At 67.5% G+C, this 15999-nt stretch carries 16 protein-coding genes and 3 tRNA genes; 5 read left to right on the top strand and 14 right to left on the bottom strand.

From position 1 onward, the window contains the following. The first annotated feature begins 17 nt into the window (after positions 1-17). Positions 18-587, top strand: a complete 570-nt coding sequence (locus BTO20_RS21280) for a class I SAM-dependent methyltransferase (RefSeq protein WP_087078148.1) — start codon at positions 18-20, stop codon at positions 585-587. On the opposite strand, the gene aftC is transcribed toward BTO20_RS21280, so the two are convergent. Genes aftC through BTO20_RS21265 form a run of 3 tightly spaced genes read right to left on the bottom strand, consistent with a single transcriptional unit; the run spans position 579 to position 4263 of the window. After that, positions 579-1871 carry an arabinofuranan 3-O-arabinosyltransferase gene (gene aftC, locus BTO20_RS21275; RefSeq protein WP_087078147.1) on the bottom strand — a complete coding sequence of 431 codons (1293 nt, stop codon included), beginning with the start codon at positions 1869-1871 and terminating at the stop codon, positions 579-581. The genes BTO20_RS21280 and aftC overlap by 9 nt on opposite strands. Before the next feature lie 21 nt (positions 1872-1892). Continuing rightward, on the bottom strand, positions 1893-3464 hold the full coding sequence (locus BTO20_RS21270; RefSeq protein WP_198344009.1) for an alpha/beta hydrolase: 1572 nt from the start codon (positions 3462-3464) through the stop codon (positions 1893-1895). Positions 3465-3489: 25 nt separating this feature from the next. Beyond that, positions 3490-4263 (bottom strand): pyrimidine reductase family protein, encoded by a 774-nt coding sequence (locus BTO20_RS21265; RefSeq protein WP_087078145.1) that lies wholly within the window; start codon positions 4261-4263, stop codon positions 3490-3492. Positions 4264-4297: 34 nt separating this feature from the next. Between BTO20_RS21265 and zapE the strand changes: the two genes are divergently transcribed. After that, positions 4298-5359: a cell division protein ZapE gene (zapE, locus tag BTO20_RS21260; protein WP_087078144.1), complete on the top strand. Its 1062-nt coding sequence runs from the start codon at positions 4298-4300 to the stop codon at positions 5357-5359. On the opposite strand, the gene BTO20_RS21255 is transcribed toward zapE, so the two are convergent. Genes BTO20_RS21255 through BTO20_RS21240 form a run of 4 tightly spaced genes read right to left on the bottom strand, consistent with a single transcriptional unit; the run spans position 5335 to position 7669 of the window. Then, positions 5335-5901, bottom strand: a complete 567-nt coding sequence (locus tag BTO20_RS21255) for a GNAT family N-acetyltransferase (protein WP_087078143.1) — start codon at positions 5899-5901, stop codon at positions 5335-5337. The genes zapE and BTO20_RS21255 overlap by 25 nt on opposite strands. 4 nt (positions 5902-5905) lie before the next feature. Further along, positions 5906-6433 (bottom strand): hypothetical protein, encoded by a 528-nt coding sequence (locus BTO20_RS21250; RefSeq protein WP_087078142.1) that lies wholly within the window; start codon positions 6431-6433, stop codon positions 5906-5908. A gap of 47 nt (positions 6434-6480) precedes the next feature. Then, positions 6481-6906: a TIGR03618 family F420-dependent PPOX class oxidoreductase gene (locus tag BTO20_RS21245; RefSeq protein ID WP_087078141.1), complete on the bottom strand. Its 426-nt coding sequence runs from the start codon at positions 6904-6906 to the stop codon at positions 6481-6483. Positions 6907-6934: 28 nt separating this feature from the next. Next, on the bottom strand, positions 6935-7669 hold the full coding sequence (locus BTO20_RS21240; RefSeq protein WP_087078140.1) for a Clp protease N-terminal domain-containing protein: 735 nt from the start codon (positions 7667-7669) through the stop codon (positions 6935-6937). Between the two features lie 161 nt (positions 7670-7830). Here BTO20_RS21240 and BTO20_RS21235 point away from each other — a divergent pair, with 161 nt between their 5' ends. Continuing rightward, positions 7831-9174 carry a sensor histidine kinase gene (locus BTO20_RS21235; protein WP_198344545.1) on the top strand — a complete coding sequence of 448 codons (1344 nt, stop codon included), beginning with the start codon at positions 7831-7833 and terminating at the stop codon, positions 9172-9174. A gap of 13 nt (positions 9175-9187) precedes the next feature. Here the strand turns inward: BTO20_RS21235 and BTO20_RS21230 are convergent, their stop codons facing one another. Continuing rightward, a complete protein-coding gene (locus BTO20_RS21230) occupies positions 9188-9853 on the bottom strand; it encodes a FadR/GntR family transcriptional regulator (RefSeq protein WP_087078138.1) in 666 nt (221 codons plus the stop codon). Positions 9854-9900: 47 nt separating this feature from the next. On the opposite strand from BTO20_RS21230, the gene BTO20_RS21225 reads away from it, so the two are divergent. Both BTO20_RS21225 and BTO20_RS21220 read left to right on the top strand, forming a co-directional pair. Further along, the gene (locus tag BTO20_RS21225; RefSeq protein WP_087078137.1) at positions 9901-11154 is read left to right on the top strand and encodes a CynX/NimT family MFS transporter; all 1254 of its coding nucleotides are present in this window, start codon (positions 9901-9903) and stop codon (positions 11152-11154) included. A 226-nt stretch (positions 11155-11380) separates the two neighbouring features. After that, positions 11381-12430 (top strand): 3-deoxy-7-phosphoheptulonate synthase, encoded by a 1050-nt coding sequence (locus tag BTO20_RS21220; RefSeq protein WP_087078136.1) that lies wholly within the window; start codon positions 11381-11383, stop codon positions 12428-12430. On the opposite strand, the gene BTO20_RS21215 is transcribed toward BTO20_RS21220, so the two are convergent. The 6 genes from BTO20_RS21215 to BTO20_RS21190 all read right to left on the bottom strand — a co-directional run bounded on the left by BTO20_RS21215 (position 12427) and on the right by BTO20_RS21190 (position 15729). Next, positions 12427-13908, bottom strand: coding sequence for a PPE family protein (locus BTO20_RS21215; RefSeq protein WP_087078135.1), 1482 nt, complete (start codon positions 13906-13908; stop codon positions 12427-12429). The genes BTO20_RS21220 and BTO20_RS21215 overlap by 4 nt on opposite strands. An 85-nt stretch (positions 13909-13993) precedes the next feature. Beyond that, on the bottom strand, positions 13994-14650 hold the full coding sequence (locus BTO20_RS21210; RefSeq protein ID WP_087082442.1) for a biliverdin-producing heme oxygenase: 657 nt from the start codon (positions 14648-14650) through the stop codon (positions 13994-13996). A gap of 88 nt (positions 14651-14738) precedes the next feature. After that, positions 14739-15305, bottom strand: a complete 567-nt coding sequence (locus BTO20_RS21205) for a TetR/AcrR family transcriptional regulator (RefSeq protein ID WP_087078134.1) — start codon at positions 15303-15305, stop codon at positions 14739-14741. Between the two features lie 162 nt (positions 15306-15467). Further along, a tRNA-Val gene (locus tag BTO20_RS21200) sits at positions 15468-15542 on the bottom strand. A 13-nt stretch (positions 15543-15555) separates the two neighbouring features. Further along, positions 15556-15629 (bottom strand) — tRNA-Cys (locus tag BTO20_RS21195). A 27-nt stretch (positions 15630-15656) separates the two neighbouring features. Beyond that, positions 15657-15729 (bottom strand) — tRNA-Gly (locus BTO20_RS21190). Between the last annotated feature and the right edge of the window lie 270 nt (positions 15730-15999).

Here is a 15999-nt window from a genome sequence, read left to right as displayed (position 1 = left end):
ATCCCCGGGGAGCAGCCATGCCAGTGATGTCACGCGTCGAGCGAGCGTTCTGCCGTGGGGTGCTGTGGCGCCCCATCGGTTCTGCCGTTCTGGGCGCCTTGCCGATCGAGCGGCTGGGTCGCGAAGTTCTTGAAATCGGTTCGGGCAGTGGGGATATCGCGGCCCGGCTGCGGCAGACGCAACCCGCGCTGGCGATCACCGCCACCGACCTGGACCCGGTGATGGTCCAGACCGCTGCCCGCAGGCTCCGGTCGTATTCGGACGTCACCGTCATGGCCGCGGATGCCACCGACCTGCCGTTCGCTGACGATTCGTTCGATGCCGTGATCAGCTGTCTGATGTTGCATCACATCGTGGCATGGGAGCTGGCGGTCGGTGAGATCGCGCGGGTGCTGCGCCCCGGCGGTGTGTTCACCGGGTACGACCTGGTGCGCACCCCGTTGGCGACGGCGATCCACCGCCTCGACCGGTCGCCGTTCCGGCTGGTGAACCCCGACGAGCTGACCGACGTGTGCGCCCGACACGGCCTGGCCCTGCTGACCCGGACCCGGCTGGCGGGTCAGGTCATGCAGTTCAGCTCACGCTGAGACGGCTTCGCGCGGCCGGCTGAGCCACAGCGGGTCGATGCCTTCGTCCAGCCGGTCGTCGGCCTTGGCGTCCAGGTAGCGGAAATACAGCACGCAGAACACCACGATCAGGATCAGCGACCAGCCGTAGGTGATCTTCATGTACTCCAGGAAGCGGCCGGTGGTCGGCCAGCGCCACATCAACCAGCGGTCCATCGTCATGAACCCGTAGACCCCCAGCCACGCAGGCCAGTTGCGGATCACCGAGTTCGGCAACACCACCGTCATCAGGAACGGGAACAGCGTCATCGAGTAGTAGCCCTGGGCCAGTGACAGCACGAGCCACGAGGTGATCAGCAATACGCCCGAGGAGGTCAGCATCCAGAACAGTTGGTCGCGCTCGCGGTAGTAGCGGTACAGCAGCCACAGGCTGACCGCGGCGAGCACCACGAATGCGACGCGCAACGCCACGATCAGCCACATCGGCAGGCCGTAGTAGATGCCGTTGCCCAGGATGGCGGAGTTGAAGTAGTCGCGGGTCTGCATGATGTAGGGCAGCGTGTTGTGCACGAAGCCCATCGGATCCGCCGACAGCGGCCACGCCACCGCGTTGAACACGATCGGCACCGCGAACGCCGTCACCAATGCGCGCCACTGCCGGTTCAGCAGCGGCAGCAACAGCAGGACACCGAGCAGAGGTTTGACCACCAGGGTCATGCCGATGGCTGCGCCGGCCAGCCACTGATGGCTCTGCTTGCCATCCAGCAGCCAGCGGAAGAACAGCACCTCGGCCAGCAGGATGCAGCCGTTGATGTTGGTGAAAACAAGTGTGTTGGTGACTGATTCGGTACAGAACATGGCCAGCAGCAGCGCCGGCAGCGCCACCGAGGTCAGAGAGAACTTGAACAGTCGTACCAGAAGGCAGGCCGCGATGATGACCGCCACCGCGTTGAACGCGACGAACCAGAAGCGCGACGCGAACTCCGGCAGGAACCCGAAGGGGGAGAGCAGCAGCGTGCCGCCCGGCGGGTACAGGTAGTGCGGGTCGACGAAATTGAAGTGCTCGTTGTAGATGGCCCAGTGCCGCCGAAAATTGGACACCGCGCGGTACACCGGGCCGAAGTCGTCGGTGATGTAGCCGTTGGTGGACAGGACATAGCTGCGGTGGATGATCGACATGATCGCCAGCGGCCACAAGACCGAGCGCAGCACTGTTGCGGCGCTGGGCGGGGAGGTGCGGGGACGGAATGTCCCCAGAAGGCCGTTACGGATGGAATCTACTGCCGTCACCAGCGAACCGTACACCGGCGGCCGGACGCCGAGCTGTCAGGCAGGACAGAACGTGTCGGTCTCCGGCACCTTGCCGGTGTCGAGATACAGCGTGATCGGTTGCAGCGCACAGGCTGTGTAGATGCTCGCGCCGTGACCGATGCCCTGCCACATGACCCGACGGTTGGTGGCGCCGGCGTTGATGATGCTGGCGGCGACGGCCGAGACGCCCTCGTTGCCGACGATGGGATCGTTCTGCACCCCGAGGATCAGCACCGGGATCTTCAGATCCTTGGGATCCGCGGGTGCCGAACTACTGGGCCAGTTCAGGCATTTCACCAAATCAAGCGCGCCGACCGCGCCGAACTGTGGGTACAACTTGCCCCACTGCACGACGAGTTCGCGCACCCGGTCGGGTGTCGGCCGGTTGAGGGCGTCGCCGCAGCTGTTGATGAACTGTCCGTCGCTCTGCCGAAGTGACTGGGCTTGGGTGATCAGGTTGTTCAGCAGGTTCGGGTCGCCGGAACGGGCGGCGGCCAGCGCTGCTGCCAGATCATTGGTGGAGCTGACACGGTCACCGCGTGGGAACCCCAGGGCGGTGCTGATGGCGTCGGCCACGGCGGCCACCGAGGCGCCGCCGGGCCCGCGGCCCGCGCGGGCGTCGGCCAGCAACGCGTCGACAGCCCCCTTCGGATCCGGTCCCAGCGGGCAGTTGGTGGCGACGCACTGCGCGGCGAACGCGTCGAGCGCCGCCTGCTGGCCCTTGACCCGCTGCTCGGCGGCGGCCTCGGCGCCGACCGCCAACGGCAGCGGCGAATCGAGGATCAGCCGAGACACCTTGTTCGGGTGCGAGCCGGCGTAGGCGAGCGCGACCTGCGCGCCGTTGCCGATGCCGAGCAGAGCCAGGGTGGGGACGTCCCAGGTGCTACGGAGGCGTTCGAGGTCTTCGGCGGCGTGGGCGTTGTTGTACGCCGAGTCGCCAGGGGCGATGGTGTCGGTGCAGTTGGTGGTGGCGGTCTGGGTCACCGCGCCCAGGTTGGCGACTGGGTCGTTGCCGGACTGGAACTGGGCCTGGTCCTGCATTTCTTGACGGTCGTAGACGTCGCGGCAGTCCACGGCCTCGGACATGCCCATCCCGCGCCGGTCGACCGCGACGATCGGATGGGCGGCCAACGCGTCGGCTCCCGAGCGCGACAACCACACCGGCAACTGGACCGAGGACGGGAGGTCGGAGCCCGTGGTCATCACCAGGGGAGCCGCGCCGGGCGGTGTCTGCGGCGAGCTGGCCCGCACCACACCGATGTTCAGCGATCCGCTGGCGCCCTCGATCGGATCGAGGTCGGCGTCGTAGGTCGCGCACTCCAGCTTGATCCCGGGGAGCGGCTGGATTGCGGCGTTGCTGAACAGCCGTGCCGTGCAGTCACGCCACTGCAGCGGATCGTTCTTCGGAGCTTCCATGGGCGGCGGCCCGGCAGGCGCGGGTGCGCTGGTCTCGGGCTGTCCCTGCGGGTGGGCGCCGGTGCCGGTGGCGTACTTCGGATCCGCGGCAAGGATCGGGGCGCACCCGGCGAGCAGTGCCGACACGGCCACGGTCGACACACTCAGGGCCCTCACCAGCTGATGACGCATGGCCACCACAGTAGCGATAGGCCCGTCACAGACCGCGGACGTAACGCGTGTACAGGAAACCGTCGTGGTCGGTGAGCAGGTGTGCCGGACGCATCTGGGCATGGACCTGACCGGGGCCGGTGGCGATGCGGCGCGCGACTCCGCCGATGAGCAGTGGCGCCACCGTCAGACACAGCTCGTCGAGCAGATGGTTCTCGATCAACGTGCTCAAGAGCTGCGGCCCGCCCTCGGTCAGGACCCGGAACAGTTTGCGTTCGGCGAGGATCCGCAGCGCCACGACGGCATCGACCCGCCCGGGGTCGGTTCCCGAGGCGTCGATCACCTCTGCCACCGCCCCAAACCGGTGCTGTGCGTCGTGGACGGTGTTGGTGCACGTGAGGATCAGCGGAGCCACGTCGGTGCGGGTGAAGAACAACGAGTCGTGATCCAAATTGGCCGATGCCGTGATGACCGCGATCGGCGGTACCTCCGCCTGGCCGCGCTCCTGCCGGGCCTCACGTTGTACGGCAGACAGTTGGACACCCGAGTAGTTCTCGATGCGGACCGTGGCCGCGCCCATCAGGATCACGTCGGCTGCTTCACGCATGATGTGGAACAGAGCGCGGTCACCCGTCCCGCCCAGTCCGCCCGACTTTCCGTCCGACGTCGCGCCCCCGTCCAGGCTGGCGATCATGTTGCCGCGCACCCAGCAACGCTGCAGATCATCGGGGTAGGCATAGAGCTCGCGGACCCGGGGGTCGTCGACGGTATCGAGCGGGCCGAGCACTGTGAGCTGTGTCCCAGCGATGTCATCGGACATAAGCAGAATTTGAGCACGTCGTTACGCTGCCTGCATGCACGGGTCCAGCGACGTCGCTCATCTCGCCGATCGGCACCCCACCGTCACGCCCGAGCGGTTGGTGGCGCAGTTGATCCCACCGCCGACGTTCTCCGACGTCAGCTTCGACACGTACCGGCCCGACCCGGCAGAGCCGTCGCAGGCCGCGGCGGTGCAGTCGTGCCGGCAATTCTGCGAGCAGGCCGCGGTGCGGCGGGCTGGGAAGAAGAAGCTGTTCGGCAAGCGCGAGGTGCTGCCCGGCGTGGGCCTCTACCTCGACGGCGGGTTCGGTGTCGGCAAGACCCACCTGCTGGCGTCGACGTATTACACGCTGTCGGCGTTGGGCGAGGCGCCCACCGCGTTCGCGACGTTCGGTGAACTCACCCAGCTGGCCGGGGTGTTCGGCTATAACGAGTGCATCGACCTGCTGGCCGAATACGTGGTGGTCTGCATCGACGAGTTCGAGCTCGACGATCCGGGCAACACCACGCTGATCCCGCGGCTGCTGTCGGCGCTGGTCGAGCGGGGCGTGTCGATCGCGGCCACCTCCAACACGCTGCCCGAGCAGCTCGGCGAGGGCCGGTTCGCCGCGCAGGACTTCCTGCGGGAGATCAACACGTTGGCGCAGATCTTCACGACGGTGCGTATCGAGGGTCCCGACTACCGGCACCGCGATCTGCCGCCGGCCCCGGAGCCGCTCACCGACATCCAGGTGGCGGACCGGGCGGAGGCCAAGCCCGGCGCCACGCTCGACGGTTTCGACGCCTTGTGCGCGCACCTGGCGACCATGCATCCGTCGCGCTATCAGGCGCTCATCGAAGGGGTGTCCGAGGTGTTCATCACCGGCGTGCACCCGATCGACGATCAAAGTGTTGCGCTGCGTCTGGTGGCGCTGACCGACCGGCTCTACGACGCGGGCATCCCGGTGCTGGCCTCGGGAACCAAGCTGGACACGATCTTCAGCGCTGAGATGCTCGCGGGCGGATTCCGCAAGAAGTATCTGCGGGCCACGTCGCGGCTGCTCGCCCTGACCGCCGCGGCCCAGCAGGCCGATCAGACCGGCCGGACCATCACGTAGTCGTTCTCGATGCCCGCGCCGAGCCGAAATGTCTTGGTGCCGTTGACCGTGAAGCCGTGCTTGCGGTAAAAGCGTTGGGCGCGTTCGTTTTTCTGATTGACGCCCAGCCACACCGAGCTGAAGCCGAGCGTGGCGGCGCGCTGCAGCGCCTCGGTCATCAACGCCGTCGCGGCACCTGCACCATGCTGGTCGGGCAGCACATAGATCTTGGAGAGCTCGATGGCCGGGCGCAGGTTGACCGCGCGCTGTACATCGTCGTCGTCGGGAACACCGCGAATCATCATGGCGTATCCGGTGATCGCCCCCGTGTTTCCGCTCCTCGCGTGCGCGGCACCATCCCTGGCGACCAGCAGCACCCGCTCCGGATCGCCGAGATAACCGCCGAACCGCTCTTCGGAGAGATTCTCGGCGATGAACGCGGCGATGTTCTCCGGTGTCGACGACGGGGGACAGGCCAGTGGGAACGTCGCGGCCGCGACCGCAGCCAGCTCGGGCAGATCGGCGCGGCGGGCCTGATCGACGACGACAGCGTCGGTGCTCATTCCGTCACGGTAGCGGCGCGCCTGGCTGCCAGAGGTTCCACTGCGCGAGGTGCTTGCCGGTCTGCGGGTTGATCAGCACTACGTTGGTGACCAACGCGCGGTAGACGTCCCAGTACACGTCGCCGTTGACGGTGGCTCCGGGCGGAGCGTTGCGCAGCACGCTTTCCAGGGCGTCGGGTGCGTCGGTGTGCTTGGACGCGTAGGCGTCCGCATACGGCGTGACGCCGTCAAAGGTGAACGCCAGCGCCATCGCGTACGGGTTGGGTGCCTGGATGGTGGTGATGGTCACCGGTGCCCGCCACGGGCTGCCCTGTGCGCGCCAGCGCGGCGAGCCGTTCCAGCCCCAGCCGGGTGGGACATCGGTGGCGAGGACGTCGTGCACGGTGACGTCGGCGACGATGCCGTTGAAGTTCACGCGCAGTGTCTGCCCGATCTGGCCGATCGGCGTGTCCTCGGCGGCAGCGGCCGGTGCGACGGCGAGAGCGGCGACAGTCGTCACGACCGAGAACAGGTACGCAAGCCAGCGAGACATGCCAGGCATGATCGCACAGACTGGAACGTGTTACAGCAGGTTGGCGGTCAGGATGCCCAGGGACCGATGCCGCCGACCTTGTCGATGCGGATCCGCGTCAGCCACCCGGCCGGGGCGTCCGGCGGTGGGAACGCGGCATCCGGGGAGGCCAGGGTCTGCGCCAGTACTGCGAGAAGTTCGGGCGCGCCGCCCTCGACGATGCGGGCCGTGCCGGTGATCGCGAGGTACGGGCGCATGACCTGGCCGACGTGTCCGGGGTCGACGATCGTCACCGCGACCCGCGGATCGCGTCGGACGTTGCGCACCTTCTTGTGCTCGGCGAGGTGCGCGGTCACCAGCTCGTCGCCTTCGGGCGTCGACTGCAACGCGACCCACACCAGGGTGACCTGCGGGCTGCCGTCCGCGTTCAGCGTGACGAGGGTGGCATCGGCGCCGGATCCGATGAGTGTACGTGCGGCATCGTTGAGCTTCACGCCCAGTGCTACGGCTGGGCGGCCCCATTCATTCCCTGTTCTTCTTGATGAACGGCTCCAGCGCAGTGGCCAGATCGGTTTCCAACCGTTGTGGGTCCACGCCCAGCCGATGTAGCGCGCCGTCGTCGGGCTCCGCCTCGAACAACGCCAACAGGATGTGCTCGGTGCCGATGTAGTTGTGACCCAAGCGAAGTGCCTGCCGGAACGTCAGCTCGAGGGCTTTCTTGGCGGTGGAGCTGAACGGGATGAGGGCGGGCACCTCGGGGACCCGTGGCGGCAGCGTGACGGCGGTGCGGACCGTATCGGCGTCGACGCCCTGACCGGTGAGCAGCTTGGCCGCCAGCCCGTCGGGTTCGCTGAACAACGCGAGCAGCAGATGGTCGGCGGTGATCTCGGCGTTGCCCGCCCCGTGGGCGGTGTTCTGCGAGGCGACCACGACGTTGCGGGCCCGCGGGGTGAACCGGCCGAACCCGGCGTTGGGGTCCAGTGCGGCCGGATCGAAGTCAGGGACTTTGGGGACGAAGCGTTTCTGGGCCGCCTGCTTGGTGACGCCCATGCACTTGCCGATGTCGGTCCACGACGCTCCGGAGCGGCGGGCCTGGTCGACGAAGTGGCCGATGAGGTGATCGGAGATCTCACCGAGGGCGTCGGCGGCGATGACGGCGTCGGTGAGCTGTTCGAGGGGTTCGGAATGCGCCTGCTTGATGGCGTCGATGAGGTCGTCGAGGCGGACGGGGTTGGTGATTTTGACGGGCTCGCTCATAGCGTCAACTTTAGGTTGACGATCAGCGTGCGTCAACTCTAGGTTGACGCACGCGCCGTCTCGATGGATGGGTGAAGCGAGCCTGTGATCGGGCAAGATAAGCGCCGATGAACTTCGAAGACCGCGTGATCCAGCTGCTCCGGCCGATCCTTCGGCCGGTGATGCGGGTGTTGTCGCTGCGCAGCATCGTGATCGTCGCGGCACTTTCCGTCGTGATCCTCGTCCTCACCCTCGGCACCTGGGTGTGGCTCGGCGTGACCAATGATCAGTACAGCCAGCTCGACCGCAGGCTGGATTCGCTGAGCAGCCTGGGCGACCTGAGCACCCTGCTGAACAGTCCGCGGCAGGCCGGTGACGATACGTCGGCACCCAATGGCGGTGGATTGGTGCGCACCGCGCACATCGGCGGGGTCACCGTCTCGGTGCCGAGCAATATCGTCTTGCCGCAGTTGGAGAATGGCTACGCCAACACCACGATCGACGGGGTCGAATACCGGGTCCGGACCTTCACCGCGGGTCCGGCGTCCATCGCGCTGGGCGCTCCGCTGGCCGAAACCCAGCGCCGCATCGACGAACTGCATCTGCGGGTGATCCTGATCTGTGCCGGCGTCATCGGCGGCACGGTCGTGGTCGGCTGGATGATCTCGCTGGTGATGATCACGCCGTTCCGGCTGCTCGCGCAGCAGGCCCGGGCCATCAACGCGCAGTCGAAGCCCGACGAGGTTCAGGTGCGTGGCGTCCGCGAGGCCGTCGAGATCGCCGAGGCGGTGGAGGGCATGCTCGACCGCATCGGCAACGAGCAGGAACGCACGAAGGCCGCGCTGGAATCGGCCCGCGATTTCGCCGCCGTCGCGTCGCACGAACTGCGGACCCCGCTCACGGCCATGCGGACCAACCTCGAAGTCCTCTACACCCTGGACATGACCCCTGAGCAGCGCCACGAGGTGATCGGCGATGTGATGCGCACGCAGAGCCGTATCGAAGCGACCCTCACGGCGCTGGAGCGGCTGGCGCAAGGCGAGCTGACCACGGTCGAGGATTTCGTGCCTGTCGATGTCACCGAGCTGCTGGATCGCGCCGCGCACGATGCCCTGCGGGTCTATCCGGGGCTGCGGGCGAGCCTGATGCCGTCACCGACCGTGCTGATCCAGGGCATGCCGGCCGGCCTGCGGCTGGTCATCGACAACGCCATCGCCAACGCGGTCAAACACGGCGGGGCCACCGAAATCCGGCTCAGCGCAGTGCGCTCCGCCGACGACGTGCAGATCGTGGTCGACGACAACGGATCCGGCGTACCCGAGGCGGAACGGGCCGAGGTGTTCGGGCGCTTCGCGCGCGGGACGACGGCGTCGCGCTCGGGCTCGGGGCTGGGACTGGCACTGGTTGCTCAGCAAGCCGAATTGCACGGCGGCACAGCATCTTTGGAAGCGAGTCCGATCGGCGGCGCGCGATTGCTGTTGCGGTTGCCGATCATCCATGTGCCGGCCGACGACGCGCCCTTCTGACCGGTCCGGCCGCTCAGCAGTCCTGAACGGGCACGCTCGCCAGGAGCTCATCGAGGAAACCGCTCGCCTCGTCGCCGGCGCGGTCGACGGCACCGGCAGCGATGGCCTCGACGAGTCCGTCGTGCGGGATGGACCGGGCATGCGGTGTGCCACTCGTGGCTGCGACACTGGCCAGGATGGCCTCGGTGAGCCCGCGGTAGAGCTCGATGAGCACGGTGTTGTGGGAGGCGCGCACCACGGCGAGGTGGAATTCGGTGTCCACGTGGGCGAAGTCGTCGTCGGATGCGGCGTCGCGGCGGCCCAGGAGGGCGCGTAGCTCGGCCACGTCCTGCTCGGTGCGGGCCGTGGCTGCCAGCCGGGCTCCTTCGACCTCCAGGCAGCGCCGGACCTGCAGCACCTCCCGCAGTTCGGATCCGCACAGCCTGCGCAGTGCGCCGGAGACCTCGCTGGTGGCGCGCACGTAGGTGCCGTCGCCCTGGCGGACCTCGAAGATGCCGCTGTGGGCGAGGGCCCGAATCGCCTCGCGGACGGTGTTGCGGCCGACACCCAGTGCCTCCACGAGCTCGGGTTCGGTGGGGATCTTCGTGTTGACCGGCCATTCTCCGGAGCTGACGGACGCGCGCAGCTGCTCGATCACCTGGTCAACCAGGCCGGTTCGCCGGGTTGTGACAAGCGGCACGTGAAAATCCTTTCATCCAATCATGGGATGTATGTCATCATAGCCGAGTGACTCAGAACGTACAGAGCAATCCGCCACATACCTATGAGCACGATCTCGAACTCGAACTCGACGGCGCGGTGGAACTTCGTCCCGCCGCAATGGCCGCAGGCGGGGCACTCCTGGTCGTCGCCGTGGTCCTCACGGCGCTGAACCTGCGGCCGGCGATCACCAGCGTCGGCCCGTTGCTGGGTGAGATGCGTGCAGCGCTGGGCGCATCGGCCATCTGGGCCGGCGCGCTGACCACGCTGCCCGTGCTGTGCTTCGCCGCCGCTGGGATGGCCGCGCCGTGGCTGGCCCGCCGGGTCGGGCTCGGCAACGCGATTTCGCTGGCACTGGTCGTCCTCAGCGTTGGCCTTGTGGTGCGCGTGCTGGACGGCCAGTACGTTGTCATCGGCGGCACGCTGGTCGCCAGCGCCGGAATCGCCCTGGTCAACGTGCTCATCCCGGTGGTCATCAAAGGTTCCTTCCCGGCCCAGATCGGTCTGATGACCGGCGTCTACACCGCAGCCCTGCAGGGTGGCGGGGCACTGGGGTCGGCGATCACCCCGCCGCTGGAGCCGCTGCTCGGCGGGTGGCGCCCGGCCGTGGGTAGCTGGGTCCTGCTGGCCGTGCTCGCGCTGCTGCTCTGGGTGCCCGCCTCGCGCGCCATCCGCGGTGCGCGCGCCGCCGCCCCTGCCGGTCAGAGCCGCGGCCGCTCGCTGCTGCGCAGCCCGCTGGCCTGGACCGTGACACTGTTCTTCGGCTGCCAGGCGTTCCTGGCCTACATCGTGATGGGCTGGCTGCCCGAGGTCTTCATCGACAGCGGCGTCAGCAAGAGCGACGCCGGCCTGCTGCTGGGACTGGTGTCGGTGCTCGCCGTGCCGATCAGCCTGATCATCCCGCCGCTGGCCGCTCGTCAGAAAAGCCAGAGCGGATGGATCGTCGGACTGGGGGTGCTCGGCTTCATCGGCATGGTCGGCCTGCTCGTCGATCCGGCCTTCTCGCCGCTGCTGTGGAGCGTTCTGGTCGGCATCGGGATGAGCGTGTTCTCGTTGGGGCTCACCGTGATTGCGCTGCGCGCCCGCAATGCCGAGGACACCGCCCGGCTGTCCGGGATGGTGCAGGGCCTGGGCTATCTGATCGCCTCGACGGGGCCCTTCCTGTTCGGTCTGCTGCACGAGATGACCGCCGGATGGACGGTGCCGTGGATCATGGTGCTGGTGGTCTATTCGGTGCAGATGGTCGCCGGAGCGCTGGCCGGGCGTAACCGCTACGTCTGACGCGGCTGGCGACGGGTTCGGGTGGTCGTGTAGCCTGGCCGACGTGAACATCGGTGTATGCGTCGGCTATTGGCGCTTTATCAAGGCTCCGGGCGGAGCCGATAAAGCGCAGCGTTAAGCACGCATCCACCCGGAGCCCAGGCAGTGACCAACAGGTTGCTGCCTTTCGTCATTCAAGGGCGCCGGATGTTCTGCAGGTGCCCACCACCAGGAAGGCACCCCAACAATGACTTTCGCGCAGATCGTCACGCCGCCCGCCACATCGGACCGGCGGATCCGAAGTTTCAGCGCGATACCCAGCCCGCACGATGTGCTCACCGAGTTCCCGCTGGGCGCCCGGCGGGCCGAGAAAGTGGCCCGCGACCGCGACGAGATCGCCGCGATCCTCGCCGGCCATGACGACCGCCTTCTGGTCGTGGTGGGCCCGTGCTCGGTACACGATCCGGCAGCGGCGCTCGAGTACGCGAGCCGACTGGTCAAGGTGGCCGATGAACTCAGTGACCGGCTCAAGATCGTCATGCGCGTCTACTTCGAGAAGCCGCGTACGACAGTCGGCTGGAAGGGCCTGATCAACGATCCCGACATGGACGGCACTTTCGACGTGGCCCGCGGCCTGCGGGTGGCTCGCAAGCTGCTGCTCGACGTCATCGACATCGGGCTGCCTGTCGGATGCGAATTCCTCGAACCCACCAGCCCGCAGTACATCGCCGATGCGGTGGCCTGGGGTGCGATCGGCGCCCGCACCACCGAATCCCAGGTGCACCGCCAGCTGGCGTCCGGGCTTTCGATGCCGGTCGGGTTCAAGAACGGCACCGACGGCAACATCCAGGTCGCCGTCGAGGGCGTGAAAGCCGCTGCGGCCGAGCACGTCTTCTTCGGGATGGACGACATGGGGCGCGGTGCGGTGGTGAGCACCGAAGGCAACGAGGACTGCCACGTGATTTTGCGCGGCGGCACCGACGGACCGAACTACGGCGCCGACTCTGTGACCGCCGCGGCGGCCAAGCTCACCGCCGCAGGGCTGCCTGGCCGCATCGTGATCGATTGCAGCCACGCCAATTCCGGCAAGGATCATGTGCGGCAGGCCGTCGTCGCCGGCGAGGTGGCGCAACTGGTTCGCGACGGTCTCCCGATCAGCGGTGTGATGCTGGAGAGCTTCCTGGTCGCCGGCGCCCAAGCGCCCGAGGCCCGTCCGTTGACCTACGGGCAATCCGTCACCGACAAGTGCATGGATTGGGACACAACCGATTCGGTGTTGCGGGAGCTGGCTGGTTAGCTTTGGGCCCGCCCGCCGGTGTCACCCCGAGTGGTGTCCCAGCCGACGGGCATCATGGGAACCGTTGGGCTGCCGAGGTTTTCATCGGATAGAGTGGCCAACCCGGTCGGTGCAACGGGCGTCGACTTGGCGATCGTGCCGGCGAAACCCATGGGCGCGGCTCCGGTGTCGGATGCCGTCGTCGCATTCGTCTCCGACGGTGGCGGCGTGGTGCTGTCCATGGTCATGAACTCGTGGCGGTAGCCGCGGTCCTGGGCTCCTGCGTTGCGTCGCTTGCGATCCCGGTGGCGCGCGCGGTTGGCCGCAGCCACACCGGCCGACGCGGCGGCGGAATTGCTCATGGGCGCGGAGGTCCCGGTGACCGCGCTGTGCCGCATGGACGGTCCGAAGCGCCATCCCGGACCGTCGCCCCGAACGGCGTACCCGGCGGCTTCGGTGCCGGCCGGGATAGGGGCCGGCGCCGTCGGCGACGCCGGTGCGCTGCCCGCCGGGGCGGTATTGGAGGGCGGGACGGTCCCCGCAGCCGTCGACGACGGTGCCGTGAGCGCAACGGCGTTCGGTCGGTCGGCCGGTTGTGCGCCGGCGACCGCGGCGGGTTCCTCGGCGGGCATCTCGTAGGTCTGCACGAGGCCGGCGAGGCCGAGCGCGACCGGGACCGCCACCGAGGCCGCCGAGCCCATGATCGCGGCGTAGAGCGGCGTGCCCATCAGGGCGAACGTGGCTGCGTAGGCGAACACGTAGAGCAGCGGCATCCAGGTGGTGATGGCGGTCGACGGACTCGTCGCGAAGTCCACGATGATCTGGTAGATCGTGCCCACCGGATCGGTGACCAACTGCTTGAGCGCCCGGTACATGCTCAGGAAGTGCTCGGAGCCCGACAACCACTCTTCGACGGGGTCGTCGAACTGCAGCGCGGTCGCTGAGGCGCGGGCGACCGCGGGAGCCAGCAACAGCGGCGCCTCGGTGGTCGACGGTGCCGCCGTGACGGCCGCTTCCGCGCCGGCCTGATACGCCGTCATCGCCGTGGCCGCCTGGATCCACATCCGGAGATAATCGGCCTCGTTGAGGGCGATGGGAATGGTGTTGACGCCGAAGAAGTTCGTCGCCACCAGCGCGCCGTGCTTCGCGTGGTTGGCGGCCAGCTCGGCCATGGTCGGAATGGCCGCCAGCGCTGCGCTGTACGACGCAGCGGCGGTTTCGACCTGGATGGCCACCGCCGCGCTGTTCGCGCTCGTCTGGCTCAGCCAGGCCACATAGGACGCGTGTGCAGCGGCGTACTGATCGGCGCTCGGGCCCTGCCACGCCCCGGCTTGCACGGTGCCCAGCATGGTCGTGAGTTCTGCTGCGGCCGAGGCGTACTCGGTACTCAAGGAGTTCCACGCGGCGGCGGCTGCCAGTAGTGGTCCGGCCCCGGGGCCGTTGCTGATCAGCGTCGAATGTACTTCGGGTGGCAAAGCCATCCATACCGGGGCGGTCATGATCTCCTCTGGAAAGTTTGTTTAGCCAAAGCTAATTCGAGGAATTTACGGGTGCGCTGGGTTGGCGATGGATCGGTTGGAGCGCTTAGCGGTAGTCGGCCAGGTTGGCGGTGAGCTCGTCGAAAACCGCCTGATTCAGTGCGAAAGCCACCTTGACCTCGTCGACCACGCGGTCGATGGCATCGGCGTCGAGGCCGAGTCCGTCAAGGCGGGAGCGGTAGGCATCCTTGTACGGCTTGGCGCGCATCGAGAACTCATAGAACGCCAGGCCGGCGCCCGCCAGGTGGAAGCTGCGCTCGAGTATCCGGCCGATCGCTCGGCCGCCCGAGAGGTCGCCGAGATAGCGGGTGTAGTGATGAGCCACCACCGCGCCGCCCCAATTCGCGTCGGCGAGCCGGGCGCAGTAGTCGCGCGTGGCGGGGGAGTCGACCTGCCGCGGACCACCTGGCGCCCAGTGCTCCAGATCGGCATCGATGGCCGCCAGTCGTTCCAGTGCGGGGTCGTACACCGCGGCGACCAGTGGATCGTTGCGGTGGGCCCGCACAACGGATTCCAGGGTGCCGTACACCGTGCGCAACCGCAGCAGGTAGGCGACGTATCCCTGAGCGTTGACCCGGCCGCCCAGCAGCTCTGCCATGAATGACGAGTGCTCTGCGGCAGCGTGTTCGGCCCGCGAGCCGTCACGCATGGCGACCGACAGCGAACGGTCGATCTCGGATGCGACGGTGGTGCTCGGCGGCATACTGCGCTCCATGGTTTTGGCGACAGGTTGTCAACATGATGTCGACAATGTGTCAGAAAACTAGCATCGCACGCGTGCGGGCGGGGGTCTACGTCGGCGCGCCCACCGCACGCAGGATGAAGCGCTCGATCGCGTCCGTCGGCAGATGCCGCGGCGCCAGACACGCGTGGATCAGCGAGATGGTCGCGGACTCGTCATCGACCGCGAACCGGCCCGCGGCCACCCCGTCGGCCAAGATTCCGCGGAGCACATCTTCGACCGCCACCACGTGGTCCCGGATGGCCAGCATCGTGTCGGCCGACAGGGCGCCGTACAGCTGGGGTCCGAACCCCATGTGGAATTGCTGACCGGCGTCGAGTTGGTGCCGGATGAACACCGCCAGCCGGTCGGCCGGATCGTCGACGTCGGCCAGCGCGGCGTGCAACCCGTCGAGGTAGCGGTTCGTCTCGTGGGACGCGAACGCGACGACCACCGCCTCCTTGTCCGCGAAGTGATGGTAGATGGCGGTGCGCCCGATACCGGCTGCAGCGGCAAGCTTCGCCATGGTGATGGCGTCAAAACTGTGGTCGGCCATCAACGTGGCAAAGGCCTCAAAGACGCGCTGTTGGACCAGCTCGCGGTGCTCCTCTACGGAAGCGGCGGTGATCCTCGGCACACATGTGACTCTAACGTTCCACTGATCGGTGACACGTGAGCGGCGGGAGCCTTCTCTCCGGTGATCCGGAGTAGTTGCGAACCCGTTGGGCAGCAGGAGGATTCGATGGTGCCCGGAGACGACGAAGGCCCGGCGAATGCCGGGCCTCATCTGTACCAATTGTGGTGCGCGATACTGGGATTGAACCAGTGACCTCTTCCGTGTCAGGGAAGCGCTCTCCCGCTGAGCTAATCGCGCGGGTTGAAACTCTTGGAGGTGGAGACGGGAATCGAACCCGCGTGCACGGCTTTGCAGGCCGTTGCCTCACCACTCGGCCACTCCACCGCTAGGGTTGATGCCACTGCACCTTCGAGCGGATGACGGGATTCGAACCCGCGACCCTCACCTTGGCAAGGTGATGCGCTACCAACTGCGCTACATCCGCGCGCCACGGGCGAGATCGTCGCCCGTCGCGATGCAGAACATTAGTGCACGGAGGCGCGCAGACACAAATCCCCATTACGGGAGGGGAAAGCGCGCCCAAAATCAGTGTTTCAGAACGGGTCGCCGGCCTCCGGTGAAAACCGAAAATCCGTGGGCCGTCACGGTGTCCTGTCGGAAGGCGACGAGTCGGTGCGCTTCCGACGTGGGTTCCGAGTGGGTTCGGGCTGGCGCCGGGGCTGCGATCGGAGCTGTTGCACGACGGACTGGAGTG

It is taken from the genome of Mycobacterium dioxanotrophicus (assembly GCF_002157835.1).
Taxonomy (GTDB): Bacteria; Actinomycetota; Actinomycetes; order Mycobacteriales; family Mycobacteriaceae; genus Mycobacterium; species Mycobacterium dioxanotrophicus.
This window is presented reverse-complemented; position numbering and strand designations above follow the sequence as displayed.

Bases quoted from the DNA above. Each gene is read 5' to 3' on its own strand.
- BTO20_RS21215 (WP_087078135.1), bottom strand. From the start codon at position 13,908: ATGACCGCCCCGGTATGGATGGCTTTGCCACCCGAAGTACATTCGACG.
- BTO20_RS21250 (WP_087078142.1), bottom strand. From the start codon at position 6,433: ATGTCTCGCTGGCTTGCGTACCTGTTCTCGGTCGTGACGACTGTCGCC.
- BTO20_RS21240 (WP_087078140.1), bottom strand. From the start codon at position 7,669: ATGAGCGAGCCCGTCAAAATCACCAACCCCGTCCGCCTCGACGACCTC.
- BTO20_RS21280 (WP_087078148.1), top strand. From the start codon at position 18: ATGCCAGTGATGTCACGCGTCGAGCGAGCGTTCTGCCGTGGGGTGCTG.
- BTO20_RS21265 (WP_087078145.1), bottom strand. From the start codon at position 4,263: ATGTCCGATGACATCGCTGGGACACAGCTCACAGTGCTCGGCCCGCTC.
- BTO20_RS21210 (WP_087082442.1), bottom strand. From the start codon at position 14,650: ATGCCGCCGAGCACCACCGTCGCATCCGAGATCGACCGTTCGCTGTCG.
- BTO20_RS21255 (WP_087078143.1), bottom strand. From the start codon at position 5,901: ATGAGCACCGACGCTGTCGTCGTCGATCAGGCCCGCCGCGCCGATCTG.
- BTO20_RS21220 (WP_087078136.1), top strand. From the start codon at position 11,381: ATGACTTTCGCGCAGATCGTCACGCCGCCCGCCACATCGGACCGGCGG.
- BTO20_RS21270 (WP_198344009.1), bottom strand. From the start codon at position 3,464: ATGCGTCATCAGCTGGTGAGGGCCCTGAGTGTGTCGACCGTGGCCGTG.
- zapE (WP_087078144.1), top strand. From the start codon at position 4,298: ATGCACGGGTCCAGCGACGTCGCTCATCTCGCCGATCGGCACCCCACC.
- BTO20_RS21235 (WP_198344545.1), top strand. From the start codon at position 7,831: ATGCGGGTGTTGTCGCTGCGCAGCATCGTGATCGTCGCGGCACTTTCC.